Source organism: Parasphingorhabdus sp. JC815 (assembly GCF_040717415.1).
In the GTDB taxonomy this organism is placed as follows: domain Bacteria; phylum Pseudomonadota; class Alphaproteobacteria; order Sphingomonadales; family Sphingomonadaceae; genus Parasphingorhabdus.
Window position 1 is genome coordinate 187,102 of record NZ_JBFEFM010000005.1, and the last position, 26,008, is coordinate 213,109.

At 53.2% G+C, this 26,008-nt stretch carries 26 protein-coding genes; 11 read left to right on the plus strand and 15 right to left on the minus strand.

The genetic code is table 11. From position 1 onward, the window contains the following. Positions 1 to 37 precede the first annotated feature (37 nt). From sucC to AB1K62_RS12430, 4 genes are all read right to left on the minus strand, one after another. The gene (gene sucC / locus AB1K62_RS12415) at positions 38 to 1,237 is read right to left on the minus strand and encodes an ADP-forming succinate--CoA ligase subunit beta (protein ID WP_367003951.1); all 1,200 of its coding nucleotides are present in this window, start codon (positions 1,235 to 1,237) and stop codon (positions 38 to 40) included. A 252-nt stretch (positions 1,238 to 1,489) separates the two neighbouring features. Further along, positions 1,490 to 1,819, minus strand: a complete 330-nt coding sequence (locus AB1K62_RS12420) for a hypothetical protein (RefSeq protein WP_367003952.1) — start codon at positions 1,817 to 1,819, stop codon at positions 1,490 to 1,492. Further along, a complete protein-coding gene (ppa, locus tag AB1K62_RS12425) occupies positions 1,816 to 2,349 on the minus strand; it encodes an inorganic diphosphatase (protein ID WP_367003954.1) in 534 nt (177 codons plus the stop codon). Before ppa ends, AB1K62_RS12420 begins: the two co-directional genes overlap by 4 nt. 19 nt (positions 2,350 to 2,368) lie before the next feature. After that, on the minus strand, positions 2,369 to 4,417 hold the full coding sequence (locus AB1K62_RS12430) for a peptidase M61 (protein WP_367003955.1): 2,049 nt from the start codon (positions 4,415 to 4,417) through the stop codon (positions 2,369 to 2,371). A 186-nt stretch (positions 4,418 to 4,603) separates the two neighbouring features. Between AB1K62_RS12430 and hisS the strand changes: the two genes are divergently transcribed. The 4 genes from hisS to AB1K62_RS12450 all read left to right on the plus strand — a co-directional run bounded on the left by hisS (position 4,604) and on the right by AB1K62_RS12450 (position 8,979). Further along, a complete protein-coding gene (gene hisS, locus AB1K62_RS12435; RefSeq protein WP_367003956.1) occupies positions 4,604 to 5,926 on the plus strand; it encodes a histidine--tRNA ligase in 1,323 nt (440 codons plus the stop codon). 145 nt (positions 5,927 to 6,071) lie between these two features. Further along, positions 6,072 to 7,148 carry a peptide chain release factor 1 gene (prfA, locus tag AB1K62_RS12440; RefSeq protein WP_367003958.1) on the plus strand — a complete coding sequence of 359 codons (1,077 nt, stop codon included), beginning with the start codon at positions 6,072 to 6,074 and terminating at the stop codon, positions 7,146 to 7,148. Then, complete coding sequence (prmC, locus tag AB1K62_RS12445) at positions 7,141 to 8,001, plus strand: peptide chain release factor N(5)-glutamine methyltransferase (protein ID WP_367003959.1); 861 nt, start codon at positions 7,141 to 7,143, stop codon at positions 7,999 to 8,001. The genes prfA and prmC overlap by 8 nt, the downstream gene beginning before the upstream one ends. 243 nt (positions 8,002 to 8,244) lie before the next feature. Then, on the plus strand, positions 8,245 to 8,979 hold the full coding sequence (locus AB1K62_RS12450) for a DUF4167 domain-containing protein (protein ID WP_367003960.1): 735 nt from the start codon (positions 8,245 to 8,247) through the stop codon (positions 8,977 to 8,979). 173 nt (positions 8,980 to 9,152) lie between these two features. On the opposite strand, the gene AB1K62_RS12455 is transcribed toward AB1K62_RS12450, so the two are convergent. Beyond that, complete coding sequence (locus tag AB1K62_RS12455) at positions 9,153 to 9,917, minus strand: folate-binding protein (protein ID WP_367003962.1); 765 nt, start codon at positions 9,915 to 9,917, stop codon at positions 9,153 to 9,155. A 44-nt stretch (positions 9,918 to 9,961) separates the two neighbouring features. On the opposite strand from AB1K62_RS12455, the gene pyrC reads away from it, so the two are divergent. Continuing rightward, positions 9,962 to 11,023, plus strand: coding sequence for a dihydroorotase (gene pyrC / locus AB1K62_RS12460; RefSeq protein WP_367003964.1), 1,062 nt, complete (start codon positions 9,962 to 9,964; stop codon positions 11,021 to 11,023). Between the two features lie 15 nt (positions 11,024 to 11,038). Here pyrC and rarD read toward each other — a convergent pair whose 3' ends face one another. After that, a complete protein-coding gene (gene rarD / locus AB1K62_RS12465; RefSeq protein ID WP_367003966.1) occupies positions 11,039 to 11,965 on the minus strand; it encodes an EamA family transporter RarD in 927 nt (308 codons plus the stop codon). 394 nt (positions 11,966 to 12,359) lie between these two features. Between rarD and AB1K62_RS12470 the strand changes: the two genes are divergently transcribed. Further along, positions 12,360 to 12,800, plus strand: coding sequence for a DUF1330 domain-containing protein (locus AB1K62_RS12470; protein ID WP_367003968.1), 441 nt, complete (start codon positions 12,360 to 12,362; stop codon positions 12,798 to 12,800). A 115-nt stretch (positions 12,801 to 12,915) separates the two neighbouring features. Continuing rightward, on the plus strand, positions 12,916 to 13,659 hold the full coding sequence (locus AB1K62_RS12475; protein ID WP_367003970.1) for a hypothetical protein: 744 nt from the start codon (positions 12,916 to 12,918) through the stop codon (positions 13,657 to 13,659). Between the two features lie 175 nt (positions 13,660 to 13,834). Here the strand turns inward: AB1K62_RS12475 and AB1K62_RS12480 are convergent, their stop codons facing one another. From AB1K62_RS12480 to AB1K62_RS12505, 6 genes are all read right to left on the minus strand, one after another. Further along, positions 13,835 to 14,599, minus strand: a complete 765-nt coding sequence (locus tag AB1K62_RS12480) for an SDR family oxidoreductase (RefSeq protein WP_367003971.1) — start codon at positions 14,597 to 14,599, stop codon at positions 13,835 to 13,837. A 25-nt stretch (positions 14,600 to 14,624) separates the two neighbouring features. Continuing rightward, positions 14,625 to 15,872 carry a cytochrome P450 gene (locus AB1K62_RS12485; protein ID WP_367003973.1) on the minus strand — a complete coding sequence of 416 codons (1,248 nt, stop codon included), beginning with the start codon at positions 15,870 to 15,872 and terminating at the stop codon, positions 14,625 to 14,627. 14 nt (positions 15,873 to 15,886) lie between these two features. Continuing rightward, positions 15,887 to 16,231 carry a putative quinol monooxygenase gene (locus AB1K62_RS12490; protein WP_367003974.1) on the minus strand — a complete coding sequence of 115 codons (345 nt, stop codon included), beginning with the start codon at positions 16,229 to 16,231 and terminating at the stop codon, positions 15,887 to 15,889. A gap of 13 nt (positions 16,232 to 16,244) precedes the next feature. Further along, positions 16,245 to 16,655 (minus strand): nuclear transport factor 2 family protein, encoded by a 411-nt coding sequence (locus AB1K62_RS12495; RefSeq protein WP_367003975.1) that lies wholly within the window; start codon positions 16,653 to 16,655, stop codon positions 16,245 to 16,247. Between the two features lie 93 nt (positions 16,656 to 16,748). Next, positions 16,749 to 18,032: a UDP-N-acetylglucosamine 1-carboxyvinyltransferase gene (murA, locus tag AB1K62_RS12500; RefSeq protein WP_367003976.1), complete on the minus strand. Its 1,284-nt coding sequence runs from the start codon at positions 18,030 to 18,032 to the stop codon at positions 16,749 to 16,751. A 117-nt stretch (positions 18,033 to 18,149) separates the two neighbouring features. Beyond that, positions 18,150 to 18,992 (minus strand): class II aldolase/adducin family protein, encoded by an 843-nt coding sequence (locus tag AB1K62_RS12505; RefSeq protein ID WP_367003978.1) that lies wholly within the window; start codon positions 18,990 to 18,992, stop codon positions 18,150 to 18,152. 196 nt (positions 18,993 to 19,188) lie between these two features. On the opposite strand from AB1K62_RS12505, the gene AB1K62_RS12510 reads away from it, so the two are divergent. Further along, positions 19,189 to 19,842: a GNAT family N-acetyltransferase gene (locus tag AB1K62_RS12510; RefSeq protein WP_367003980.1), complete on the plus strand. Its 654-nt coding sequence runs from the start codon at positions 19,189 to 19,191 to the stop codon at positions 19,840 to 19,842. A 74-nt stretch (positions 19,843 to 19,916) separates the two neighbouring features. Here the strand turns inward: AB1K62_RS12510 and trpS are convergent, their stop codons facing one another. From trpS to secB, 3 genes are all read right to left on the minus strand, one after another. Next, positions 19,917 to 20,912, minus strand: a complete 996-nt coding sequence (gene trpS, locus AB1K62_RS12515; RefSeq protein ID WP_367003981.1) for a tryptophan--tRNA ligase — start codon at positions 20,910 to 20,912, stop codon at positions 19,917 to 19,919. A 2-nt stretch (positions 20,913 to 20,914) separates the two neighbouring features. Continuing rightward, positions 20,915 to 22,504, minus strand: a complete 1,590-nt coding sequence (gene murJ / locus AB1K62_RS12520) for a murein biosynthesis integral membrane protein MurJ (protein ID WP_367003983.1) — start codon at positions 22,502 to 22,504, stop codon at positions 20,915 to 20,917. 141 nt (positions 22,505 to 22,645) lie between these two features. After that, positions 22,646 to 23,158 carry a protein-export chaperone SecB gene (secB, locus tag AB1K62_RS12525; RefSeq protein ID WP_367003985.1) on the minus strand — a complete coding sequence of 171 codons (513 nt, stop codon included), beginning with the start codon at positions 23,156 to 23,158 and terminating at the stop codon, positions 22,646 to 22,648. 342 nt (positions 23,159 to 23,500) lie between these two features. On the opposite strand from secB, the gene AB1K62_RS12530 reads away from it, so the two are divergent. Genes AB1K62_RS12530 through AB1K62_RS12540 form a run of 3 tightly spaced genes read left to right on the plus strand, consistent with a single transcriptional unit; the run spans position 23,501 to position 26,002 of the window. Beyond that, a complete protein-coding gene (locus AB1K62_RS12530) occupies positions 23,501 to 24,190 on the plus strand; it encodes a Tim44/TimA family putative adaptor protein (RefSeq protein WP_367003986.1) in 690 nt (229 codons plus the stop codon). A 9-nt stretch (positions 24,191 to 24,199) separates the two neighbouring features. Further along, complete coding sequence (locus AB1K62_RS12535) at positions 24,200 to 25,438, plus strand: murein transglycosylase A (protein WP_367003987.1); 1,239 nt, start codon at positions 24,200 to 24,202, stop codon at positions 25,436 to 25,438. Further along, complete coding sequence (locus AB1K62_RS12540) at positions 25,439 to 26,002, plus strand: Smr/MutS family protein (RefSeq protein ID WP_367003988.1); 564 nt, start codon at positions 25,439 to 25,441, stop codon at positions 26,000 to 26,002. Positions 26,003 to 26,008 lie beyond the last annotated feature (6 nt).

Here is a 26,008-nt window from a genome sequence, read left to right on the forward strand (position 1 = left end):
TCAAGACCTTTCGTGGCGAAAGCCGCCCTTATATGAGTTACGCTGCTTTATTAACCTGAGCGACTATCTTTCTTGCTGCATCGCCCAGATCATCGGCGGAAACGATCGGCAGGCCACTATTGGCCAGAATTTCCTTGCCTTTGGCGACATTCGTGCCTTCCAAACGGACGACAAGCGGAACCGACAAATCGACTTCTTTCGCCGCTGTGACAATGCCTTCGGCAATGATGTCGCATTTCATGATGCCGCCAAAAATATTGACCAATATGCCTTCGACAGCCGGATCGGCCAGAATGATCTTGAACGCCGCCGTCACTTTTTCAGTGGTTGCGCCACCGCCAACATCAAGGAAGTTAGCCGGAAACGCGCCGTTCAGTTTGATGATGTCCATTGTCGCCATCGCCAGACCCGCGCCGTTGACCATACAGCCAATGCTACCGTCCAGTTTGATATAGGCGAGGTCATATTTGGAAGCCTCGACCTCGGCAGGGTCTTCTTCGGTCACATCGCGCAGCTCAAGGAGATCGGGGTGACGCATCAGGGCGTTGCCGTCAAAGCTCATCTTGGTATCGAGGACCAGCAGATTGCCATCCTTGGTTTCGACCAGCGGGTTAATCTCCAGCATTTCGCAGTCCATGTCAGTGAATGCGGTATAAAGCTGCTTACCCAGTTTTTGGGCCTGTTTGTTGAGGTCACCGGAAAGGCCCAGCGCAAACGCCATGGACCGGCCATGGTGCGGCATAAAGCCCTGTGCCGGGTCAATGGTGATTGTTTTGATTTTTTCGGGCGTGTTGTGCGCGACATCTTCGATGTCCATGCCGCCTTCGGTTGAGACAATCATGGCAATCCGGCCTGTTGCACGGTCAACCAGCATGGAAAGATAATATTCCTCTGCAATATCGACACCATCGGTGACATAGAGCCGGTTGACTTGCTTGCCTTCGTCACCGGTCTGGATGGTGACAAGAGTGTTGCCAAGCATTTCGGTGGCATTTTTGCGTACTTCATCGACCGATTTGGACAGGCGGACACCGCCGCTGGCATCTGCGCCCAATTCCTTGAACTTGCCCTTACCGCGGCCACCGGCATGAATCTGTGCCTTCACTACATATAGCGGTCCGGGCAGTTTTTCAGCAGCTGAAACAGCTTCCTCAACGGTTAGCGCCGCATGACCTGCGGGAATGTTGATGCCATATTTGGCAAGTTGTTCTTTGGCCTGATATTCATGGATGTTCATGGGACGGGGCAACGCCTTTCTTATATATTCGGTTAGCGAGTCTTGCCGAGGGCTAAAGCACAGTCAGCGCGGTAATTCCACCCTGATTTAAGATAATTTGCCGCACAATCCCGCTGATATGAGAATAGTTACAAATGACATTTTCAATTGACTGGCTAACCGCTTGCTTTTTCAGCTGCAAAACCATCTGCCCGTATGTGCTTTGGAGTTAAGGAGCAGTCATGACCAAAGTCATAATCGCAAGGGCTTTTGTTACCTCAAAGCGCAAACAACGCCGGATGATGTTACAACACCCAGAATTTCGGGATCCTGTAGAGCCTTGGTCCGTTTCACAAACTCATTAACGGTAATATCTCCGGCTTTACGGTCCTGAAGCTTACCCAGTGAGTTCAGTTTTTTGATCTGGCCATAGGACAGGCGGTCAACTATCCGGTCGGCCATGCAGGTTGCTACCGGTTTGGACAGACCTGCGCTCATGAGTCCGCTACGAACCCTGCTCTCCGGAGTAGCGCATGCGGCCAGACTAACGATTGCCGCCAGCCCTGCCAATATATGCGCTCTCCGGATAGGAACAGTGGTCATTTCTTGGTTTTCGCCAGCTCAATGGCTTCGAGCACAACGCGGCGTGCTTCTTCTGCATTGCCCCAACTACCGACACGGACCCATTTTTCGGGCTCCAGATCTTTGTAATGGGTAAAGAAATGCTCAATCTGCTGCATCACGATCTGGGGCAGGTCGTTGCCTTCACCTATTGCACGGTAGTACGGAAAGGTTGCATCAATCGGGACACAAAGCAGCTTTTCATCACCGCCATGCTCGTCTTCGAGGTTAAGCACTGCAATCGGACGGCAACGGACAACACAGCCCGGCATGAAGGGTGAGCGTGCCACGACCAGTGCGTCCAGCGGATCACCATCGGGCGAGAGGGTGTGCGGGATAAATCCGTAATTTGCCGGATAGCGCATTGGCGTGTGCAAGATGCGGTCAACGAACAGCGCGCCGGATGCTTTGTCAAATTCATATTTGACCGGTTCTCCGCCGACGGGCACTTCAATAATGACGTTCAGGCATTCCGGCGGGTTATCGCCGATAGGGATTTTGGTGATGTCCATAGTTTACAGGTCCTGATTATTAGGTTTTTGGCTGCAACAGCCGGTCAATGCCCCGATCAGCTTCATCACTCTCTCCGTCCGCCTCTTCGGCAGTTATTTTTTCCAGATGCGGATAGCGAAGGCCGTCAGAATAATCGACCAAAAAATTAACATAGCGGTCGCCATCCTTGGCAAATAATTCGATTTTCCGGCTCTTTCCGCGATTAGCTTCAATCTCTTTCAGCAATATATCCGTTGTATAACCTTTGCCATTGACCGCAGTAAGGGTGAGGCCGGTTTTCAATCCTGCCTTATACGCCGGACTGCCCCAGACCACGGCCTTTATTACTGATTTATCACTGATCACCATACCGATAGAATGGCTTAAATCATGGTGTTTTCCGCGCTTGTTTCTGGCACGGATATAGTCGGATAGCCTAGCGTTGTAGACCAGTTTATAGCCGCCCAGAGTCAAACCATTTTTCGGTGCTTCTGTGGTGGGCTGATAAACCCGCTTGTCGATAAAAGCCGCCCAGTCATAGGCTTGCACAATATTCAGCGTCTGGATCACGTCATCCAGTTCATAAGTGACCACACCGTAATCGCCGTCTTTTCCATTGAAAAAGCGGCGTGCAAAATTTTCGAGCGATTTTTGCCCACTCGATTCGCGCCGGATAATCCCGTCTATTTCCAACCAGATTAACAGCCCTTCATTATAATAATCTTCCTGTCTCTGCCAATTGGTCCAGGGTTTCGGACGGCGCGCTGCAATAACCGGATCCTGTGTTGTGTCGATCAGCGGACGCCACCGGCGCCCTGACCGCAGATCCATAGCCGCGGCAATTGCGGCAAAGGCATCCAGCGTGTCCTGTTTCGAATAAAGCCCTGATCGAGCGCCAAGCACATATCCCCAAAATTGCGTCTGGCCCTCATAAATCCAAAGCAGTTGGCTACGCATCGGTTCACGGAAATCCGGTGTCCAGAGGCCGGCGGGGCGGCGATATTTGCCATTCCAGCTATGAACGATTTCATGAGCCAGCAAATTGCGCCGGCCCGGCCCATCATTCCAGCCGGTAAAATATTCGCGGTTCACTCCATTTTCCGAGGAACGATGATGTTCCATACCGATGCCGCCCATCTCTTCGGTCAGTGCGAGCAGGAAATCATAGCGGTCATAAGGTTTGCTACCAAATAGCGCCTCGGCCTCGCGCACCAGCTTGCCGTGGGTAGCAATATGGGATTTCGAGGGCCTTAGATATTTGTCATCGTCGGCTACGATATTCAGATGCGCGCGCGGGGAAAGCCGGTGCGATTCAAAATATTTACCCGCAAAAACAGGGCTGTCGACCAATGTATCATAATCGGTCTTTTGATAAGCTACATAGTTTGTGCTGGCCGGTTTCTCTTGCTGTGCTTTTGGACGCATCGCGCTGGCTGACCGCCAGCCGTCGGGATAGATAGCGGCGGCTTCCACCGGAATCTGGCGAACATAATATCCCGCCGGATATAAAGAGACCTGATGCCAGCGCAGGTTCAACATCGTAGGGGCCATGACGATGCGGCCTTGTATACCGGACGTTGCAGAGACAAATTGGAATTTTGCGGTGATCTGCGACACCCCATCCGGCACGTTCAGGTGGAAAGCATAGACATCCACATCATCGCGAACCCACTCTATCACTCGACCACCGGCGGTAAATTCAAGCGCGGCCAGCTTCTCAATCTCTCCGCGCGGGGCGTGTGTGCCCGGCAACCATTCGGGATAGAGCAAAGTCAACGGACCCGGCTTTACCACCGGTATGGTTTGTGTGACGCGGAAAACCCCTTGCTTATTGTCGCGGGCGTCCACCACCAACTGCATGGTGCCGGGGAAGGGAATGTCCTGCGCTCTGGGAATCCGGTCTTGCGGTGCGCTATAGACCGGCTTGCTCAGATTGTCGGGCATGGCAGCACGTGCGTCAGCAGGCGAAAGACCAGCCAGTGAAGAACCAGCGAAGAAAAGAATAGCGACGAGCAGAATACGGGCCACTGTAGCTTGAACAGGTGTAACTTGAATAGGCACCAGCTCCAAAAGTGCAACCAGACGCATTTAACCGATCCTCTGTACGCAATATTCCGGCCTGAATGACGCTTTTTGGCTTCAACGTCCAGTGGGCCGATGGGAAAAACAGTAATATTGGGAATAGAAAACAAGATATCTTTCGCTTTTGTGCATCAGCGGCTAAAGCGCTTTCAACATAACGCGCAGCATGTAAGGCGAAGACAAAGGATATCCATGGCCAAAATACAAACGCCGCAACCTGTGCGCGGCACACAGGATATATTTGGCGAAGAGCAGGAGCGCTTCCAGCATGTCGTGGAAGTGTTTGAACGTGTGCGCCGGCTATATGGCTTCAAAGGCGTGCAGATGCCGGTGTTCGAGCCAACTGCTGTTTTTGCCCGTTCATTGGGTGAGACGACCGATGTCGTATCAAAGGAAATGTATAGTTTCGAGGATCGCGGCGGCGATAGCCTGACTTTGCGTCCCGAGTTTACTGCGGGCATTTCACGGGCATTTCTGACCAACGGCTGGCAGCAACATGTGCCGCTAAAGATTTCTGCCCACGGTCCGCTGTTCCGTTATGAGCGCCCGCAAAAAGGCCGTTATCGGCAGTTTCATCAACTCGATGCGGAAATCATCGGCGCTGGCGAAGCGGCAGCGGATGTCGATCTTCTATGTTTCGCTGATCAGCTTTTAAGCGAGCTTGGGATATCCGAAGGCGTGACTTTGCAGCTTAATACACTGGGCGACGCTGCCAGCCGCAATGCGTGGCGCGAAGCATTGGTCGAGCATTTTCAGGCGCACCGGGCGGACCTTTCCTCCGATAGTCAAGACCGGCTGGAGCGCAATCCGCTGCGGATATTGGACAGTAAAGAGCGGCAGGATCGCCCGATTGCCGATAGCGCGCCGGATATTGACGCCTATTTATCAAATGAAGCCAAAGAGTTTTTCGCGCAGGTGACAGAAGGGCTTGATGCGTGCGGTGTTGCGTGGACCCGCAATAGCCGCTTGGTGCGCGGGCTGGATTATTATCGCCACACGGCCTTTGAATTTGTCACGGACCGGCTGGGCGCGCAGGGCACTGTGCTTGCGGGTGGCCGTTATGACGGGTTGATTGAAACGCTGGGCGGACCGGCAACGCCCGCTGTCGGCTGGGCCGCAGGGATTGAGCGGCTTGGGATGTTGTTGGAGGAAGATCCTAAATATCAGGATATTCCTGAAATGGTGGTTGTTTCTCAGGAGAAGCAACTAAAGGAAACTGCAAATTGGATCACATATATTCTACGTAAAGCTGATGTGAGAACGAAGAATTTTTACACTCATGCCAATCCGCGCAAGCGTTATGACAAAGCTAAAAAAGATGGTTCCCATAGGCTTTTGAGCATTGAACCGTTTGATCAAGCTTTGTGTGTTGCCCGGCTAAGAGATTTAAATGTGGAGAGTGATGCAGTCCGTCCGGTTCGAAATCTCATTTCTAGTGCGCTCTCGAAAGAATTTATATTAGAAGAAACGACAATCCAAAATGCTCACTCTTGGGTGTTGAAGGAAAAGAAATAATGGGAACCCATCTTCGTCATTCCCGCGCAGGCGGGAATCCAGCTACTTCTGTCCCAGTGCGCTCAAATAGCTGGACCCCCGCCTGCGCGGGGGTGACGGTGGTGTGGCGGGCAACTTTTTGTCAGATAGTCGGGACGCAAAGCCGATGACAACCTTCAGTTCCCAACGACTCGCACAGATCGAAGCACGTTTTGCCGAGCTTCAGGCGATGATGGCCTCCGGCAATCTGGACGGTGACAAATTTGTCCAAACGTCCAAGGAATATGCCGAGATTGAGCCTGTCGCCAATGCCGCTGCCGAGGTCAAACGGCTGCGCGATGAACAGGCGGGGCTGGAGGAAATGCTCGCCGGTGATGATGCAGAGATGAAAGCGATGGCCGCTGACGAGGTTGATGACGTAAAAGAAGCATTGGCCAAGGCTGAACATACACTGGCGCTGCAATTGCTGCCCAAGGACGCGGCGGATGAACGCCCTGCCATGCTTGAAATTCGCGCCGGGACCGGCGGCGATGAAGCCGCGTTATTCGCTGGTGATCTTTACCGCATGTATAGCCGCTTTGCCGAGGACCAGGGCTGGAAAATCGAGATGATCTCCGCCAATGCGTCCGAAGTGGGCGGGTTCAAGGAAGTTATCGCCAATATTAACGGCAAGGGCGTCTTCGCCAAGCTGAAATTCGAATCCGGCGTCCACCGGGTGCAACGTGTGCCCGAAACCGAAAGCGGCGGGCGCATCCATACTTCCGCTGCCACCGTCGCCATTTTGCCGGAACCGGAAGAGGTTGATATCGACATCCGCACCGAGGATTTGCGAATCGATACCTACCGCGCAAGCGGCGCCGGTGGTCAGCATGTCAACAAGACCGATAGCGCGATTCGCATCACCCATCTTCCAACTGGTCTGGTGGTGCAATGTCAGGATGGCAAGTCACAGCATAAGAACAAGGCGCAGGCGCTCAAAGTGCTAAGCGCGCGGCTATATGAACGCGAACGCGAAATGGTTGCCAGCGAAGCGGCCGATGCGCGTAAATCAATGGTCGGTTCCGGTGACCGCTCGGAACGGATAAGAACTTATAATTATCCGCAAGGCCGCGTGACCGATCACCGGATCAATTTGACCCTGCATAAATTGCCTGAAATTATCGAAGGCGGCGCGCTGCATGAGTTGATCGACGCCCTGACCGCCGAGGATGAAGCCAGCAGGCTCGCCAATCTGGATGGTTGATATAGCCGCAACCGTGCGAGAAGCGGTGAAAGCTCTTGAGCCGGTGAGTGAAACCCCGCGGCTTGATGCGGAATTGTTGATGGCCCATGCTTTGGGCATCAGCCGCCAGAACTTGTTGCTGGACTTGCCGAAACTCACGGTGCCAGACAGTTTTATCGCCCTTTTGGAGCGGCGCAAACAACATGAACCGATTGCGTATATTGTTGGTGAGCGGGAATTCTGGAGCCTGTCGTTTCAGGTTTCATCCGATGTTTTGATCCCCCGGCCTGATAGCGAGATTTTGATTGAAACTGCCGTAAACATAGGGGCGAAATATCCGCCTCAGACGATTCTCGACCTTGGCACGGGCAGTGGCGCGCTCTTGCTTGCGGCCTTGTCGGAATTTCCGGGGGCGCAGGGAACCGGGATTGACGCCAGTGCAGCGGCGCTTGCCATCGCGCATAATAATGCCGACCGGCTGGGCCTGAATGATCGCGCGCGCTTTCTGTTACAGGACTGGACGCATAAGGATTGGACAAAGGCTTTGACCGGCCCATCCGGCCTGGTGTCATATGACCTGATTCTCGCCAATCCGCCCTATGTTGCGGAACGGGCGGCTTTATCGCGCGAAGTGGCTGAGTTTGAGCCGCATGAGGCCCTGTTCGCCGGAACGCAGGGACTGGATGATTATCAGATCATTATACCCGCGCTGCATGCGCTGTTATCTAAGGGCGGCACGGCGCTGTTGGAAATAGGTTTTGACCAAGCCGAAGCCGTTTCCCGATTGGCAGAAAAAAACGGATATGAAGTCGAGTCAAAGCAGGATTTGGGCGGTAATGATCGGCTTTTGATATTGTGCAAAACATCAGAATGATAGAAAATGCTTGGATTTGATGGATGAACGCGCTAAGAGTGTTACAGGCGCAGATGATTTCTGGCATTTTTCCTAAAATCTCTGGCCGACTCCCATATAGATAAACATGCTGATGTCCGGCAATATTTTATCTTTTTTGGGTTGCTCTGGATTTTGGAGTCCATGGCACGGAGCTGCCTTTTACAGCAGCAAAACAATAGGAAAGACCGAATTTATTAACGGTATAAGGACACCCAGAATTTGATGAATAATCGTCAGGCCGGTCGCCGTCGTGGCCGGAACAGTAATAATAACCGCAACCAGGGCAATCGCGGCGGTGTAGACCGCGAGAACCGGATTGATAGCCGTGCGCGCGGTAATGCGGCCCAAATGCTTGAGAAATACAAGAAAATGGCGCAAGATGCCCAGGTTAATGGCGATCGCGTCAATGCCGAATATTATCATCAATTTGCTGACCATTATTTTCGTGTCCATGCGGATACACAGGCGCGCCGTGAAGAGCAGCGCCTCGCCCGTGAAGAGCAGCGCAGCAGCAATGCTGATCGAAATGACAATTCCGGCGATGCCGACCGGCAGAACGGGGATCAAGACGGTGATGACCGTCAGGACCGCAGCCCGCGTGGACGCCAGCAAAATGATCGCCGGTCAAAGTCAAGCGACCAAAGCGATGAGGGACAACCCAAAAAGGCAACCCCGGAAGAGGGTGACAAGACCGAAACGCCGGTTGAGAAAAAGCCCGTTCGGGCGCGCCGTCCGCGCAAGCCTGCTGCGGAAGCTGCTGAAGGTGAAACTACTAAACCCAAGAAGGCCAACGGTGCTGACGAAACGAATGGTTTCGATGTAAGCGTTCTGCCACCTGCTATCTCGATAAAATCGGATGACAGTGAAGCGGATGAGGAAGAACCGAAGAAAAAGCCGGTTCGCAAACGCCGGACGGTAAAAGCCAAAGAAGAAGAAAAGGGCGACGCAGCTGCCTAAACCTCATTGGTGGTTTTTCGGAGGATAAATATACCCCATGCCGCTCACCCTGAGCCTGTCGAAGCGGGGCTATGGCCCTTATGCCGTGCCTGATATAGGAACGTGGTTCGACAAGCTCACCACTAACGGCTTTTCCCTGGCCGAACGGTATAACCAAACAGTATAATCGCCAGCTATTCTTTAGGCTGCTCCGCCAGTGCGGTCGCTAGCCAATCGGGCAAATCATAACCGCTAATATCGTCAACCCGGCGATGTTCCACCGATAACCCGAGTTCGGGATAAGCGATCCGCTGGCGCTTTTCGTCTGCCTGTTCCAGCGGCACGACTACCATACGCCGGTTGATTTTCTGACGATAGTTCATCCGGGCTGTATTTTCCTGTCCGACATAGCAGCCCTTGGTAAAGCTGACTCCGTTCAGCTCGTCGGCATTACATTCCAGCCATAATATTTTGTCACTGCCCAGTTCATCCTGCCCTTCGGTTACGCCAAGCGATAGCCGGTGCGCTTTATAAGCAGCATCAACGCCGTTTTCATTTTGGCCGTCCTCCTGAGTATCTTCAAGCCAGCGATAGCCGAGCTCAGAAAGCCGTGGGTCAGCGGGTTTATCGGTGGCTTCACGGGCCCAGTGAACGGTGTAATCCCCGTCAATCCCGATGCCGATTTTCCGGCGCAGTCGATAGAGTTTAAGCCGCTTTTCCAAGGCTTCGACATGATGTTTTTCACAATCAATCAGAATGTCATCTCCGTCTGCCCAGAGGAAAAAATCGAACAGCACTTTCCCTTGCGCCGTCAACAGAGCCGCCCATTGCGGGGCACCGGGCTGAACTATCTGCATATCCTGCGTCACCAATCCTTGCAGGAAATCGCGACTATCCTCATTTTCGTCATTTGTTGATATGCGGATTACCGCGCGGTCATTAAGTCTGGTCTCGGTCATAAGGATTAGGTAGGGATGCCCAGCGTCAAAAGAAAGCCCGAACCATGAATCAATCCCCCGATACTCTTACTATTCGTCAACCGGATGACTGGCATGTCCATCTGCGCGATGGCGATATGTTGCAATCGGTGGCGGCGTTTACCGCCCGGCAATTTGCCCGTGCGATTGTCATGCCCAATCTTTCACCACCCGTCAGCACCACCGCTGCTGCGAAGGCTTATCACGAGCGCATATTGGTGGCGCTGAAACAGGATCTTAACCTGCAAAACTCCAATTTTACCCCGTTGATGACCTGTTACCTCACCGACACGACAGACGCAGATGATATTGCCCATGGCTTTGAAAGCGGAGTCTTTACCGCAGCAAAGCTATATCCTGCTAATGCCACGACCAACAGCGCCCACGGCGTGAGTAATATAGCCAATATCATGCCGGTGCTGGAACGCATGGCAGACATTGGCATGCCGCTATTGGTCCACGGCGAAGTGACCGATAATGATGTCGATATATTCGACCGCGAGGCTGTATTTATCGAACACATTCTATCAAAGCTGGTGGATACACTGCCCGAATTAAAGGTTGTTTTTGAACATATCACGACGGCGGATGCGGTTGATTTTGTCAATGCCTCCGGTCCTAATATTGGCGCAACCATCACCCCGCAGCATCTGCACATTAACCGGAATGCGATGTTTCAGGGCGGAATCCGGCCCCACGCTTATTGTCTGCCAGTGGCAAAGCGCGAACAGCACAGGCTGGCCTTGCGTAAAGCGGCAACGTCCGGTTCGGCAAAATATTTTCTCGGCACTGATAGCGCGCCTCATGAAATCCATGCAAAAGAATCGGCCTGCGGCTGCGCTGGTATATTCAACGCTCCCTTTGCACTGGAAAGCTATGCCACAGTGTTTGATGAAGAGGACGCGCTTGACAAGCTGGAGGCTTTTGCATCGGAAAATGGGCCAAACTTCTATGGTCTGCCGTTGAATGAAGGAAAAGTGACATTGCTACGCTCTGCCATTGCGGTGCCGCAACTGATAGAGGTGGGCGGGACAAAGATCGTGCCGTTTCATGCGGGTCAGAAGCTGAACTGGCAGATTGTCGAGTGAATGGGCTTGAAAACACTAATTGGCCAGTGCGGCTTTTCGGTCTGACTCCCGCCTGATAGCGTCAAAAGAAAATATCGCCAGACTGATCCAGATCAATATGAAACAGATGATATGCGATCTGGTCAATGGTTCCTGATATATAAATACGCCGATAAGAAACTGCATAGTCGGTGCCAGATATTGCAACAAACCAATCGTGCTCAGTTTCATTTTCTTCACCGCCGCAGCAAATAGCATCAGCGGGAGCGCCGTAACCAGTGCGCCGCATATCAACAGGATATTGGTTGGCAAATGGTCCCCGAAATGAACCACATCAGACGGCATGCCGTTAGCTGGAGCAAAGACAATCCACCCCGCGAACAGCGCGAACGGTATGAAAAGATAGCTGGTTTCGATGGTCAGCCCGACGATCGGCCCGACCACGGCAATTTTACGCATCAAACCGTAAAAGCCCCATGAACCGGCCAGTGCGAGGCTGATCCACAAAGTCTGCCATGCTTGGGCTGCGAGAATGGATACACCGATGGCGGCAATGCAAACCGCAATCCACTGGTTCCGGCTCAACTGCTCTTTCAGGAACAGCTTGGCGAGAAAAATGCTGGTCAGCGGGCTGATAAAATAGCCGAGACTTGCAGCCAGAATAAAGCCTTGCTGCACGGCCCAGACATAGATCAGCCAGTTAGCCGAAATTAACAGGGAACTAGCCAGCAAGGTCCGGCGCACGGTTGAATCAGCCCAGGATGCGCGCAAACCGGCAAGGTTTTTACGGAAAGCGAGGATGACGAGCAGCAGCGGAACCGACCAGATGATGCGGTGAGCAACAACTTCCAGAGCGGCGACATTTTGCAACAATTTGAAATAAATCGGCATGACGCCCCAAAAGGCACAGGCTAGCAATGCTTGAAAGAGCCCCAACCGGCTACCCGATCCCTGTTCCGTCATTCTATGGCGATTAGGCCCGGGCTATGCAGGTGGCAATCTATTTCAGCCGCGGGGAGGGAATAGGGAACCCGATTAGAGTATTCCGCCACCTATCCACAGGCGCAAGACACAAATTGCCATGACGATCAGGCAGAAATACAGGCCGCTATTGCGCGAGGATATGAGGCCAAATAACGCCCCGACACCGACAATCGGCAAGATCAACCAGTTGGTCCAGCCAAGCAGCGGCACCAGACCGACAATAGCGAAAATTAAAGCTATACAGCCGATGATAATGGAGATTAATTAGCCATAACTGTATTATAGGTATATAGCACCGCTATTGCAAGCTACTGAAATAGGGCTATGTTTAGCAAATATGATGAATGCTGGATAAAAGCAGATCAAGGAGAGAATGATGGCCGAGGAATATTATCTGGACCCGACAAGGGAAAGTTTTGACGCATTCAAGGCACTGCCCCGCGACGTGCCGATAAATATGCTCAATATGCTCAAATTTCATGATCAGGCGCAATATCCCGAAGATCATCCGGCCGCTGCCCACGGGTGGAGCGGGGAACGCGCTTATCAGGAATATGGCAAGACCAGCGGGCCGATATTCAAACGGGTCGGCGGAACCATTATCTGGCGGGGAATCATGGAATCAATGGTGATCGGACCGCAGGACCAGCATTGGGACAGCGTCTTTATCGCGCGCTATCCCCATAGCGGCGCGTTTATGGAGATGATTACCGACCCCGAATATAAAAAAGCGGTGGTCAACCGTCAGGCCGCGGTTCAAACCTCGCGCCTTATCCGGTTCGGTGATGTTGACGGGCCAGATGGCTTTGGTTGAGAATCCCGAAACGGGACAAAGGGTTAACGAGAAGCCGGCGGCTTAACCATCTTTCCTTACCGATTATTAACTATTTTTGGTGCAGTGATTTTCCCAAAATCATGGAGCATATTGCATGGCATTTCTATCCCGTCCCCTATTGCTGAGCGCCGCAGCATTGTTGCCGCTTACCCTTGCCGCATGTGGCAGCAAAGATAACGACGCGGAACTGGCGGAACTGGATGAGAATCTGACCGGGGACCCGGCGATGAGGGAAGCGCTCGAAGGGCCAATCATGGTCGATCCCGATTTGACCGCTCAATCCAATCGCAATGCAATCCGCGGCGCAAATGGTCCGGTAGACGGAAAAGTTCCGCCCGATAGTGGTCAGGCGGCGCGGATAAAGGGCAAATTGTTGAGTGCGCCCAAACCGCGCAAGATGACAGCTGAGGATGAATGTGCCGATTGCGCCGGATCGAGAGGCATAACCCTGGGCGCAAAAGCCGAGGCCCAGAACGCAAAGCGCGGTAAAGGCGCCTGTGATCAAAAGCTAAGCTATGACATGGGCTGGGCCAACCGTATGCCGGCGGCATTTCCGGTCTATCCTAAAGCCAATGTCAAAGAAGCAGCTGGTGCCCAGGGCGGAGGATGCAATATTCGCGTGGTCAGTTTTTACACCGGCAGCGCGATGAAAAATGTCGTGGATTATTATTATACGCAGGCCAAACGCAGCGGTTATAGCGCAGAATATCTGCTGCGCGGTAGCGAACATGTGCTGGGCGGAACGCGCGGGTCCGATGACGGTGCTTATGTGATCACGCTCAACAAGCGGTCGGGCGGCGGCACTCTGGTCGATATTGTTGCCAATAACGGAAGCTAAAAGGAGCGGTCGGTAAAAAGGGGCGTTAGCAAAGAACGTTAGCAAAGAACCGTTAGCACTGAGCCTGTCGAAGTGCGACTTTAGCATTGATGCCGCGCTTGATTTAGAAACACCCTCCGACAGGCTAAGGGGAATGACGGAGATCGGCGTAAGTGGCTGGTGCCCAAGCCCCACCCTATTCGCGATAACTCCCGCCGCCATCGACGGTGATGTCATTGGCGGTTGTGAAACTGCTCGCATCACTGGCGAGCCACAGCATCGCATCGGCCACTTCGCTGGCCAGTCCGACCCGCTTGATCGGATGGTTGCGGTTAAACACTTCCACCGCTTCGTCATGCGATCCGGGATAGGCGGCAAGGTAACGTTGATACATCGGTGTATCAATCGCGCCGGGATGGACGGTGTTGACCCGCACGGGATATTTCTCCGCAGCGCAGTGCAGGGCGAGTGATTTGCTGAGCGCGGTGACGGCGGCCTTGCTGGCGCTATAGGCCGCAAATTGCGATCCGGGGCGCATAGCCAGCATCGAGCCGATATTAACAATCGCGCCGTCCACGCCGCTTTCAACTATGGCGGGCAGGGCTGCGCGGCAACCGTTAAAAGTGCCGTGTAAATTTATATCTATCGTCCGGTTCCAGCTTTCCAGATCAACAGTGTCAACCGCGCCCGGTTCGGAAATACCCGCAACATTGAACAAGGTCGTTATCTTGCCAAATTTTGTTTTGGTCGCTGCAACCGCCGCTTCCCACTGATCGAGATTACGGACATCAAGCTGCACTGCCGCGGCCCGTTCGCCCAGAGCCTCGGCATGGGCTTGCGCTTTTTCAAGCTGAATATCACCCAGCATGACGGAGCCGCCTTCTTCGACAAAGCGTTGTCCTGCTGTGCCGCCGATTCCCTCTGCTCCGCCGGAAATCAGTGCAACTTTTCCATCCATCATGCCCATATAATCAGTCCCTTTGTGTTCAGCGTTTGTCAAAAGTTATGGGCAGGTTAGTCAGGCCGCGCAGCATCATATTGGGCGGATAGGTAAGCTCTGCGCCTTCCTGTATCCGGATATTGTCCATACGTTTGGCAAATTGCTGAAACGATACGGTCATTTCCTTGCGCGACAGCATATTGCCGACACACATATGGATCCCCTTGCCAAAAGCCATGTGCGTGCGCGCATTCTTGCGGTCCACATGAAATTCATTGGGATTTTCAAACTGCTTGGGATCGCGATTGGCAGCATGATAACGCATCATCACCATCGCGCCCTTGGGCAACATGACACCGCCCAGTTCTGCATCACGGTGCATCACCCGCCAGATACCCGATGAACCGCTCGACATACGCAGCACTTCTTCGACCGCATTCGGGATCAACGAAGGATCATCCTGAATCATTTTATACTGGTCCGGATTTTGGGCAAATAATTTCACACCCTCACCCAGAGCGGCAGTCGTTGTTTCGTTTCCGGCGACCATCAACTGTTGAACAATGGAAAGCGATTCCGCGTCATCCAATGGCCGTTCGCCATCTACCTGGGCATTGACCAGATCCGAGAGAATATCGCTTTTCGGTTCTTTCCGGCGAGCGTCCATATTGGCTTTCAGGGCATGTTGATATTCCACAACTTCACGTTCGGTTTCCAGCTGCCGCTCTCTGGTCATCATACCCGACAATCGGTCAACAAAAGCGTTGGTCCAGCGTTTGATCGTGTCGGCATCGGCAACATCCAGACCCAGTTGCACAGCGATAGTCTGAACCGGCATCGGAACTGCATATTCCTGAATGAATTCGCATTCGCCCTTGTCAATAAAACCGTCAATAAGCTCATCGGACATGGCCCTGATGCTGTCTTCCAGCTTGTTCACCTTGGGCATCGAAAAAGCGAGATTGACAAGTTTGCGAAAGCGCGTGTGAGCTGGCTGGTCGGCGGTTAGCAGTGTATTGACCTGTGGCCATCCTTTTGCCTGAATAGCCTGTAGCTCTTCGTCATTCGCCAGCTCTTCTTCTGTTTTCCCGCCAGAGAGCAGGGCGTTGAAATTATTAGAAAAATCATCCAGTCGGCCAACGGCTTCGGAAATCAAGTCATAATCCAGCACGACATATGCTCCGCTGGCTTCGTCCTGATAAACGGGTGCTTTCGCTCGCTGTTCTTCATAAAAATCAAACGGATCGTTCAATACATCAGGCTGGAACAAGGATTTGGATGTCTGTTTGTTCATGTCGTTTATCCTGTTTAATTTTCAAAAGCAGGTGTGGGCACACCTTGGGCGTTATAAACCGGCCCTTCGGCATCGACGCGATATTTTGCGCTGACGGAATTGACCAAACCGAAACTGCCGATGTGGGCAAGCATGCCGGAATAATGAACACCTTTGAAATGCTGTGCGAGAGCATCTTCATCGGTCCATTCTTCAAATACTTCGATACGGGACGGATTGTTCAGATCAGCCGCCCAGCTATAATGCAGACAACCGTCCTGAGAGAGAGCGCCATCAATAAAAGGCTGTGCGGTTTTCAGGCATTCGTCCCGCCCGGCCGGTTCGACATCAATATGTGCAGCAATTACTATTTTAGCCATATTTCAAATTGTCCTAAAGTTTCTGACCGCCCATTTGAGACACCAGATTGAATATGCGTTTTGTGTAAAACCATTGGCCATCAATTTTGATAAACTCGTCATCATAACGGCCACCGGCAACGCGCGGTTCACCGTTTTCGACCAGCAATTCATGGGTTTGGTAACGGCCCGTGGCGGTATTGCCTGTAATTTCAAGACTGCCGGGTATGCCAAGGAAGCTGACTGAATCAAATTGGGCCATCGCGCCAACCCAAAGCTTTACGATATTATCGCGACCGACGACCTCGGTGCCCATCAATGACCAGACAGCGTCTTCTGTCCACAAAGCACCCCAGTCATCGGCATCGGTGCGTAAAACGGCATCACAATAGCTGTCGTGCAGCTCCCGGATTGCCAACCGGTCTTCTATTGGTCCTGAAAACATGGACTCATCCTCTCCCTATTAGGAGTGGATTACACGGTTAAATTCCGGACACGCAAGCTGTCATAAGTGCTAGCTTTCCCGGTTTGAGCGTGTTTAATCGCCGCTTATACGCTCAATATCCGCACCGGCCGCAGCCAGTTTTTCTTCCAGCCGCTCATAGCCGCGATCAAGATGATAGATCCGCTGCAACTGGGTTTCCCCTTCGGCGGCCAAGGCGGCGATCACCAGACTCATGGATGCACGCAGATCGGTGGCCATGACCGGGGCGCCCGTCAAATTTTTGACGCCGCGGACAACCGCGGTGCGGCCTCTTGTTTCAATATCCGCGCCCATCCGGTTTAGTTCGGGAACATGCATGTAGCGGTTTTCAAAAATTGTTTCGGTCAGCACACTGGCCCCGTCTGCCATGCACAGCATCGCCATGAGCTGTGCCTGCATATCGGTAGCCAGACCCGGATATGGAGCGGTTTCCAGCGTCAGCGGTCTTAATGTCCCGTTTGAAGCGACTTTAACGCCCTTGCTATATGTTTCGATTCGCAGCCCGGCCTCGGTCAAAGCAGCCAGAGTTGCTTCCATTTCATCCGCATTGGCACCGACCAGATCAACTTCTCCGCCAGCAATACCAACCGCGCAGGCATAGCTTCCCGCTTCAATACGGTCGGACATCACCCGGTATGTGCAGCCGTGGAGGCGCGGCACGCCGTATATTTTCAGGTCGGATGTTCCAATACCTTCAATTTCTGCGCCCATTGCGACGAGCATTTTGCAAAGATCAACAATTTCCGGTTCCCGCGCCGCATTTTTAAGGCGGCTTTCACCATTAGCCAGAACCGCCGCCATCAACGCATTTTCGGTCGCGCCGACGGAGACTACGGGAAATGTATATTCACCCCCCGGCAAGCCGCCATCGGGTTGACGCGCGGTTACATAGCCACTGGTCGTTTCAATTTCTGCGCCAAGGGCTTCAATCACTTTCAGGTGCAGATCAATCGGCCGGTTGCCAATCGCACAGCCGCCGGGCAGCGACACCCTACATTCGCCCGCGCGGGCGAGCAGAGGGCCAAGCACCAAGATGGAGGCACGCATTTTGCGGACAATATCATAGGGAGCTTCGGTTGATGTGATTTTACCTGCTTTGAGCGTCATCACCCGCCCGAAATCTTCGGGCCGCGCGCCTTCAACCGTTGTTGAAACGCCAAGCTGATTGAGCAAATGGCCAAAGCTGTCGACATCGGCAAGCCGCGGCAAGTTTCGCAGCGTCACCGGCTCCTCGGTCAAAAGCGCACAAGGAAGCAGGGTTAGCGCACTGTTTTTTGCGCCCGAAATCGGAATAGGGCCAGACAGCTTTTTGCCGCCACGAATTGATATAATATCCATCGCGATTGTTTAGCGAAAATGTGACGCTGTGCAAGTCAGAGCGTAGAGCGGCCGTGAAAAAACACTATGCAAAATATCACTATGCAAAATATTATGCGATGCCCCTTAAAGCACCGATCAATAATCATGCCCGGGATTGGTCCGGTTCAATTTACGCATCAGCCCCGGCCAGACAAGATTATCCCCCATGCCCGGTGTAAACACGGGAGCAGCTTGTTTATGCACGCGATGGCTCATCGTTTGGGATTCCTCATGCAGATGTTCTGCGCCGCCCACGGACTGTGCCAGAATTTGGGTCTTGCAGGCATTTTCCAACAGATACATACGCAAAAATGCCACGGCGCAATTCTGGCCCACGGTCAGCGTGCCGTGATTGCGTAGCATCAAGAGGTTTTTCTCCCCGAGATCGCGGATCAGCCGCTCGCGTTCGTCAAGGTCCAGCGCAATGCCCTCATAATCGTGATAGGCAAGATCGTCATGCACCTGCATCGCAAATTGCGTGTAGCGGCGCAGACCTTCTTTCTGGACCGATACCGCGATGCCATAGGGCGTGTGGACATGGATCACGCAACCGGCATCTTCCCGCGCGCTATGCAGGGCGCTGTGGATCGTGAAACCGGCGGGATTGATGAAATAAGGCGTAGCTTGTTTGATATTGCCCTGAATATCAATTTTGACCAGCGCAGATGCGGTCATCTCGTCAAACATCACGCCGTAGGGGTTGATCAAAAAGCGTTCTTCCCCGTCCTCATCCGGCAGGCGCGCGGAAATATGGGTAAACACCAGATCGGTCCACGCATGCATGGCGCACAAACGGTAAGTTGCAGCAAGGTCGCAGCGCAATTTCCACTCCGCGTCAGAAACTTTACCTTCCAGACGGTCAATTTCCGTCGGATCGGGAATGTTAAAGCCGGAATCGACCTGTAGTGCGCTGCCCTGTTCTTTTAGTTGGGTGGCCATATATTCTCTCCTTGAAGAATCATCATGCTATTTTTTTTACATAGTGACATAATTCGGGTGCCGTGGGGCAATATTTTATATCTCATCCTGTGCGAATATTGATGCGCTGTATCGCGCAGGTGAGTCGTAGCTCTGTTAACATGCTGAAAAATTTGGTAGTCAGGGCTATTCCTTCTACATTGGAAAAGGCCCGTTTATGTCAAAACCCCCATCAAAGACCATCCCGGACCAAAGCGATATTTACCCCGAACTACCGTGCGCTATCACCATAGATACGGATATTATGGAAGCGGGCCGCCCGCTGGAATTATGTCTGCGTCCGCTTCATCCCTCGGATCGGGGACGGCTTGAAAAAGGAATCATGGAGCTATCGGACCAGTCGCGCTATTTGCGCTTTTTCTCGGGTTTCAAAACCGTGCCGCCATCGGTGGTCGAGCAATTAGCGGATGTGGATGGTGTGAAACATATCGGCTGGGGCGCGATAAACCAGAGTTTGGAAGGAAGTCCCGCGATTGGCGCGGTCCATGCGATCCGGAAAGACGAGGAACCCGATATAGGCGAATTTGCGATTGCTGTGCTGGACAAATATCATGGCAAGGGCGTGGCACGGGCCTTAACCGCTGTCTTGTTTTTGCACTGCGTAAAACAGGGCATGCGAGAGCTGGATATTGCGGTCATGCATGAAAATACCAAAGCGGCAAATCTGGTCGATGTATTAACGGCCCGGCCCACCCATAGTGATGGAGCGGTCCGCCATTACCGGATGAATCTGGAAAGCGCACTGGACGCCTTGCGCGCCATGGAAAACCCCAAATGGCTGCAAGAGGTTTTCACAAAGTTTGACACATAAGTCCGTCTTTCCAGACAGTTAAACAAGCTTGGATTTCTTTATTATCCCAGCAGCTTTTAATCGCGCAGCACCTTTTAATCGCGCAACAGGCCCAAAGCCGCATAAGCCTTGTCCAGTGTCGGCTGTGCCAGCGCCCGTGCGCGCTGTGCACCGTCGCGCAAAATGGCGTCAATCGCATCCGTATCTTCGCGCAGCGCTTCATAGCGGCTGCGAATCGGGGAAAGCTGCGCCACGGCCAGATCGGCCAAAGCCGGTTTGAACGCGCCAAAGCCCTGACCGGCATATTGATCAAGCACTGCCTGTGCTGTGCTGTCATTCAATGCCGCATAGATCCCGACCAGATTTTTCGCTTCCGGACGGTTTTCCAGCTCTTCGAGTTTAGCAGGTAAAGGCTCTGCATCCGTCCGGGCTTTTTTAATTTTCTTGGCGATAGTGTCGTCATCATCGGTCATGTTGATCCGGCTGAGGTCCGATGGATCGGACTTTGACATTTTCGATGTGCCATCACGCAAGGACATAATCCGCGCAGCCGCCGCGCCATAATAGGCTTCGGGTGAGGTAAATACCTCTGTTTTGCTATCATTGTTAAATTTGGCAGCGACATCGCGGGCCAGTTCCAGATGCTGTCTTTGATCTTCGCCAACCGGAACATGGGTCGCTTGATAGATCAGCACATCTGCTGCTTGCAAAACCGGATAGCCAAGCAGGCCCAGTGAAGAGCGCTGTTTATGCTTGCCGGATTTTTCCTTGAACTGGGTCATGCGGTCAAGCCAGCCCATCGGGGTGTTACAAATCAAAAGCCATGCAAGCTCGGCATGGGCGGGCACGCGGGCCTGATTGAACAGGATGGATTTTTTGGTGTCCACACCGGCCGCGACCAGGGCGGCAACCATGTTCCGGCAGTTGGCCGACAGCTCTGCGGGATCATTGGGCACAGTGATGGCGTGCAGATCAGCCAGAAAGAACAGACATTCCGATTCCTGTTGCAGCTTTACCCAGTTTTTGATCGCACCCAGATAATTACCAAGGTGGAGATTGCCGGTTGGCTGAATGCCGGAAACTATACGCATATTCATTGTCCTTCTTGAGCGGCCTTTTGGGCTGCTGTCTTCTTTGTCAGCATGGCGATTTTGTCACGGTCCACCGCGCCTGTCACCCATGCCAGCACCGCATAGACAAGACCGCCCGCACTGACCAGAGCGGTAATGGATGCCGCGCGTTGCCCGATGCTTCCGATATATAGTTTTTCACCAAAAGGCGCGACATAGATCAGCACGAGCGCCATGCCTGCTGCCGAAATTATGATGCGGACAATCCGCAGCAACAAAGATAATTCCAGATGAAAATGCCCGCGCAGGTGAAGCATGGCATAAAGCATGGCGCAGTTGCTCCATGCTGCCATGGCTCCGGCAAGGGCAAGACCGGTGATGCCATACACCGGGATGAGCAAGAGGTTGAGAATGACATTGATGATGAGCGAAATACCCGCCGTGTAAACGGGCGTCTTGGTATCTTTACGCGCAAAAAATCCGGGAATGAGGACTTTAACCAGAACATAGGCGGGCAAGCCGATGACTAGGGCGGACACGACATTAGCCGTGGTTTCTCCGTCTGCGATTTCAAAATTACCACCGACATAAAATGATGTGACCAGCGGGCCCGAAGCAAAATACAGCGCCATGGCCGCCGGAATGGTCAGCAGCATCGCCAGTTCGATAGCATTGCTTTGCAGCCGCTGTGCCCCGCCACGATCATTTTGGGCGATAAAGCGCGACAATGCAGGCAGAATTGCCGTGCCCAGCGCGATTCCGATAATCCCCAGCGGCAATTGGTTCAGCCGGTCCCCCATGGCCAGATAAACAAAGCTGCCTTCGGGCAAGCGGCCAAGGAAAAACAGGTCGATAAAGCGGCTGATCTGATAAATACCCGCACCAAAAACCGCAGGAAGAATCAATATACCCAGTTCTTTGACATCAGGCGTGAATTCCGGTTTTTTGAGCGTGAATGAAAAACCTGCCTTGCGCGTCCAATAATAAAGCCACAGCATTTGCAACAAGCCCGATATCGACACAGCAAAGGCAAGATAATAAGCGGTGCGGCGCGGATCGGCCCCGCCGTCTATCCACAAAACGATCAAAAGTGCGGTAATTTTACAGATATTCAGCAAGATGGGCGCAGCCGCAGCGGCGGCAAAGCGGCTGACACTGTTAAGAATGCCCGCAAATACGGTCGTGACGCTGATCAGGGCGAGATAGGGAAAGGTAATACGCGCCAGGCTGATCGAAAAATCGCTGGTCCGGCCTCCTTCGCCAAAATCATCAATCAGCCAGATGATTCCCGGCATGGCGAGCATCATGATAGCAGAGAAAAGCAGCAGGATCGGGACAAAAACCGACAAGACATCAATGGCAAAATTCTGTGCCGCCGAACGCCCCTCATTTTCTTCCATTTTGCGATTGAACAGCGGCACGAACGCAGCTGAAAACGCCCCTTCGGCAAACAGTCTGCGGAATATATTGGGGAGCTGGAACGCCAGTTGCCATGCGTCCGCCGCCGCGCCCGCGCCCAGCACACGCGCCAGCATGATGTCGCGGACAAATCCGAATATGCGGCTGACAAAAGTCAAGCCAGCAATCGTTCCGGTGGATTTAAGCAGATTCATTACGCAACAAACCGGACGGCCATCGCCATCTTGGCAGGGTCGATATGTGACCGGATATGCCGGCGTCTATACAACCGGCTATATAAGGCGCCCTGTAATATCATCCGGCAGGGCATGTCCTTACCGGATGACAAGACTGGTTCAGGCGGTTCCAACCGGTTGTTCTCCGCTTTCTGCTGCGGCTTGTTGTTCGCGTTGCTGCATATAGAGCGCGGTAAAATCAATCGGTTCCAGCATCAATGGCTGGAACCCGGCATCGCGCACAGCGTCGGAAATAATCGCGCGGGCAAAGGGAAACAACAGGCGCGGTGCTTCGGCAAACAGGAAGGGGTGGGCCTGATCATCGGTAACATTACGCAGGCCAAAAAGACCGCAATATAGCAGCTCGACCTGAAACGCGACGCCCTGATCCGCTTTGGCAATCACGTCGATTCTCAATTCGACTTCATGGACTTCATCGGAGACGGGTTTGGAACCGATATTGAACTGCACGTCAATCTGCGGCTGGGCATCCCATTGATAGACATCGGGCGCATTGGGGTTTTCGACCGACAGGTCTTTCACATATTGTGAAATTACACCGATTTGCGGCTGCGTATCCGCGCCATTCGGGGCCGGACCGGATGTTGTGATATTATCGCCTTCTTCAGCCATTTGGGTCGTCCTTTCGGAAAATTATACATCATTATAGCACAGGTTTTGCCACACGCTGTATTTCAAGCCCCGTTTTGCAATACCTTTACACAATTGTTCGGGCGATTAGCAGGGGATGGGAAGTAGGGCAATGGCAGAAATATGCCTCCTGTCGTCCTATATCAGAGTTATTTGCTAGCTTCGCAGGACAGGCGGGGACGAGCCGGATCAAAGGGAATAAGCCGCATTATCGGCCTTTATACGGGGTGAATAGTAGGCAATGCCGTATAAAAGAGCGGAAAGCCATTTGAAACTGCTATCGTTCCCGCCTATGTATAGGGGAAGAAAGATATTGGAGATATCGTGACTATCGAAATTGTTTTATTAGCGATGGTAGCAGCTTTTCTGGGCTTGCGCCTCTATTCCGTATTGGGAAAGCGCACTGGCCATGAGCAAGAGCATACGCCTCGAAATGTAGAGAATAGCTTGGATAAGCGCCCGCATGACCGGAGTGGCCGGGATGAGGGGCGTGACCGCCATGTGCCCGATATTTCTCCGGTGTCTTCCGCGCCCGTGCCCCAGCCGGTGATGATTTATGACGCAGCTGCCGAATCGGGTATGCGCGCGATTATTGGCGCTGACCGCAATTTTGATGCTGGCCGCTTTGTCGAAGGCGCACAGGCCGCTTATGGCATGATTTTGGAAGCATTTTGGACCGGCGACCGCGAACAATTGAAAGAATTATGCGATGACGATGTTTACGAAAGTTTCATCTCCGCGATAGAGTCGCGGGAAGAAAATGGCGAAATATTGGAAAACCGGCTGGTGCGGATCAATGATGCGCGAATTGTCGATGCGGAATATGAACGGCGGATCGCGCGGATTACCATGCGGTTTGATGCGGATATTGTCTCGGTCGTCAAGGACAAGGATGGCCAGTTGATCGGCGGTTCGTTGACCGATGCGGTTGAAACGCATGATATCTGGACATTCGTGCGGGATCTTTCCAGCTCCGATCCAAACTGGATTCTCGACGAGACCGACGAAGCGTAAGGCCTGAAGATGGGGCGTGGCATTGCCAGTGCGGTAACCGGCTGGGCAAGTGCAAAAATTGGCGGATTTCTGGGAGTATTGCTGCTGGTGAGTGGCTGCTCCATGACGGCTGGCGAGCCTCCGGCGTCTGTTTCTCAAGCCCCTGTTTCTCAAACCTCTGTAGCGTCTCCATCTGTTCCATCCGGCACGCGCGCTGTTGATACCGGGATAACGCTTGGCCCCGACATTGCGGCCCTTGCATTACAGGATGACAAGGCTTCCGCAGGGCTGCGCTCCTTTCGCACAAGCTGTTCTTCCCTTGTCCGCCGGACAGATAATAGCGGTCTGACTCAGGGCGCAGATTGGCAAAGCGCCTGTGACGCGTCCAAAAACTGGCCCGATGATGATGCGCGGCGATTCTTTGAAAGCCATTTTGAAGCGGTGCAAATTGGCGATGGCAAAGCCTTTGCTACCGGCTATTTCGAACCACAGATCAGCGGCTCGCGTACACGAACCCGCACAGCCGAAGTTCCGATTTACCGTCGTCCACCGGATTTGGTTGATGTTGACCTTGGCCTGTTTTCCGACGACCTGAAAAACAAGCGTATTCGCGGCAAGGTAAAGGGTGGCAAGCTGGTCCCTTTTGTAACCCGCGCACAAATTGATGGTGGCGCATTGCAAGGCAAAGATTTGGAACTGGCCTATGCTTCCGATTATATCGACTTCTTCTTCCTGCAAATTCAGGGTAGTGGCCGCGTCGCCATGCCCGACGGATCGGTCATGCGGATTGGTTATGACGGGCAGAATGGCCGTGATTATACCGCCATCGGACGAATAATGCGTGACCGTGGCCTGCTCGCAAAAGGCAAGACCAATATGCAGGGCATAATCCAATGGTTGCGTGCGAACCCGCAAGAGGGGAAGAAGATCATGCACGAAAATAAAAGCTATATTTTTTTCCGCGAACTGACCGGCCCCGGCCCCATCGGCGCGATGGGTCATCCGGTGGTAGGCCGGACATCGGTAGCAGTAGATCGCAACTATGTGCCTTTGGGCGCGCCGGTATTCCTCGACATGGAGCATGATATTGCCGATGGCCTGTGGATAGCGCAGGATACGGGCGGCGCGATAAAGGGCGCAAACCGCTTTGATACCTTCTGGGGCGCGGGGGAAGATGCGGCGCAGATTGCAGGGGGCATGTCATCTAATGGACAGGCGCTGATCTTGTTGCCCAAAGGCAGTTTCGCCAAACTGACCGGGGCCAGTTAAATGGCTGACCGGCCCCTAACCGCCGGTGAAAAGGCGCTGTGGCAGAAACTTATTGAAACGGTCGAGCCGCTGGATCCAGGCCGCGTGCGCCGGGTAAAAGCGCTGCCGGTTGCCAAAAAACTTCCAGAGGTTCGTGGACCGATAACTACGGAAACATTTGGCGGACCTCCTGCCAAGGCGATCCCTTTAAGGCAGCAGGTTGCCGTTCCGGAAAAGGCGGGGCTGGATGGGCATTGGGACCGCCGTTTGAACAAAGGTGTGGTTCAACCGGATGTCACGATTGATCTGCATGGCTATACATTGTCATCAGCGCATGGACGGCTCGATAGCGCTTTGGAATTGAGCATTGCCGCTGGCCACCGCGCCATATTGCTCATTACGGGCAAAGCACGCAGCGCGGATCAGCGTCAACGCGAAGGAGGGCGCGGCGCAATCCGGGCGGCGATTTCCGATTGGTTGGCCGCTTCGCGCCATGCCCCTTATATTGCCGCGGTCCGGCGCGCGCATCCCCGACATGGCGGCGCGGGAGCGCTATATATTATTTTGCGGAGACGGCGACGCTGAGAGAGC

Excerpts from the sequence above, each read along its gene's own strand:
- AB1K62_RS12490 (WP_367003974.1), bottom strand. The coding sequence starts at position 16,231 with ATGGCTAAAATAGTAATTGCTGCACATATTGATGTCGAACCGGCCGGG.
- AB1K62_RS12470 (WP_367003968.1), top strand. The coding sequence starts at position 12,360 with ATGATGGCCGAGGAATATTATCTGGACCCGACAAGGGAAAGTTTTGAC.
- AB1K62_RS12480 (WP_367003971.1), bottom strand. The coding sequence starts at position 14,599 with ATGATGGATGGAAAAGTTGCACTGATTTCCGGCGGAGCAGAGGGAATC.
- AB1K62_RS12475 (WP_367003970.1), top strand. The coding sequence starts at position 12,916 with ATGGCATTTCTATCCCGTCCCCTATTGCTGAGCGCCGCAGCATTGTTG.
- AB1K62_RS12505 (WP_367003978.1), bottom strand. The coding sequence starts at position 18,992 with ATGGCCACCCAACTAAAAGAACAGGGCAGCGCACTACAGGTCGATTCC.
- AB1K62_RS12485 (WP_367003973.1), bottom strand. The coding sequence starts at position 15,872 with ATGAACAAACAGACATCCAAATCCTTGTTCCAGCCTGATGTATTGAAC.
- AB1K62_RS12495 (WP_367003975.1), bottom strand. The coding sequence starts at position 16,655 with ATGTTTTCAGGACCAATAGAAGACCGGTTGGCAATCCGGGAGCTGCAC.
- AB1K62_RS12535 (WP_367003987.1), top strand. The coding sequence starts at position 24,200 with ATGGGGCGTGGCATTGCCAGTGCGGTAACCGGCTGGGCAAGTGCAAAA.
- AB1K62_RS12510 (WP_367003980.1), top strand. The coding sequence starts at position 19,189 with ATGTCAAAACCCCCATCAAAGACCATCCCGGACCAAAGCGATATTTAC.
- prmC (WP_367003959.1), top strand. The coding sequence starts at position 7,141 with ATGGTTGATATAGCCGCAACCGTGCGAGAAGCGGTGAAAGCTCTTGAG.
- rarD (WP_367003966.1), bottom strand. The coding sequence starts at position 11,965 with ATGACGGAACAGGGATCGGGTAGCCGGTTGGGGCTCTTTCAAGCATTG.
- AB1K62_RS12450 (WP_367003960.1), top strand. The coding sequence starts at position 8,245 with ATGAATAATCGTCAGGCCGGTCGCCGTCGTGGCCGGAACAGTAATAAT.
- trpS (WP_367003981.1), bottom strand. The coding sequence starts at position 20,912 with ATGCGTATAGTTTCCGGCATTCAGCCAACCGGCAATCTCCACCTTGGT.
- secB (WP_367003985.1), bottom strand. The coding sequence starts at position 23,158 with ATGGCTGAAGAAGGCGATAATATCACAACATCCGGTCCGGCCCCGAAT.
- AB1K62_RS12455 (WP_367003962.1), bottom strand. The coding sequence starts at position 9,917 with ATGACCGAGACCAGACTTAATGACCGCGCGGTAATCCGCATATCAACA.
- sucC (WP_367003951.1), bottom strand. The coding sequence starts at position 1,237 with ATGAACATCCATGAATATCAGGCCAAAGAACAACTTGCCAAATATGGC.
- pyrC (WP_367003964.1), top strand. The coding sequence starts at position 9,962 with ATGAATCAATCCCCCGATACTCTTACTATTCGTCAACCGGATGACTGG.
- murJ (WP_367003983.1), bottom strand. The coding sequence starts at position 22,504 with ATGAATCTGCTTAAATCCACCGGAACGATTGCTGGCTTGACTTTTGTC.
- prfA (WP_367003958.1), top strand. The coding sequence starts at position 6,072 with ATGACAACCTTCAGTTCCCAACGACTCGCACAGATCGAAGCACGTTTT.
- murA (WP_367003976.1), bottom strand. The coding sequence starts at position 18,032 with ATGGATATTATATCAATTCGTGGCGGCAAAAAGCTGTCTGGCCCTATT.
- AB1K62_RS12430 (WP_367003955.1), bottom strand. The coding sequence starts at position 4,417 with ATGCGTCTGGTTGCACTTTTGGAGCTGGTGCCTATTCAAGTTACACCT.
- ppa (WP_367003954.1), bottom strand. The coding sequence starts at position 2,349 with ATGGACATCACCAAAATCCCTATCGGCGATAACCCGCCGGAATGCCTG.
- AB1K62_RS12420 (WP_367003952.1), bottom strand. The coding sequence starts at position 1,819 with ATGACCACTGTTCCTATCCGGAGAGCGCATATATTGGCAGGGCTGGCG.
- AB1K62_RS12540 (WP_367003988.1), top strand. The coding sequence starts at position 25,439 with ATGGCTGACCGGCCCCTAACCGCCGGTGAAAAGGCGCTGTGGCAGAAA.
- hisS (WP_367003956.1), top strand. The coding sequence starts at position 4,604 with ATGGCCAAAATACAAACGCCGCAACCTGTGCGCGGCACACAGGATATA.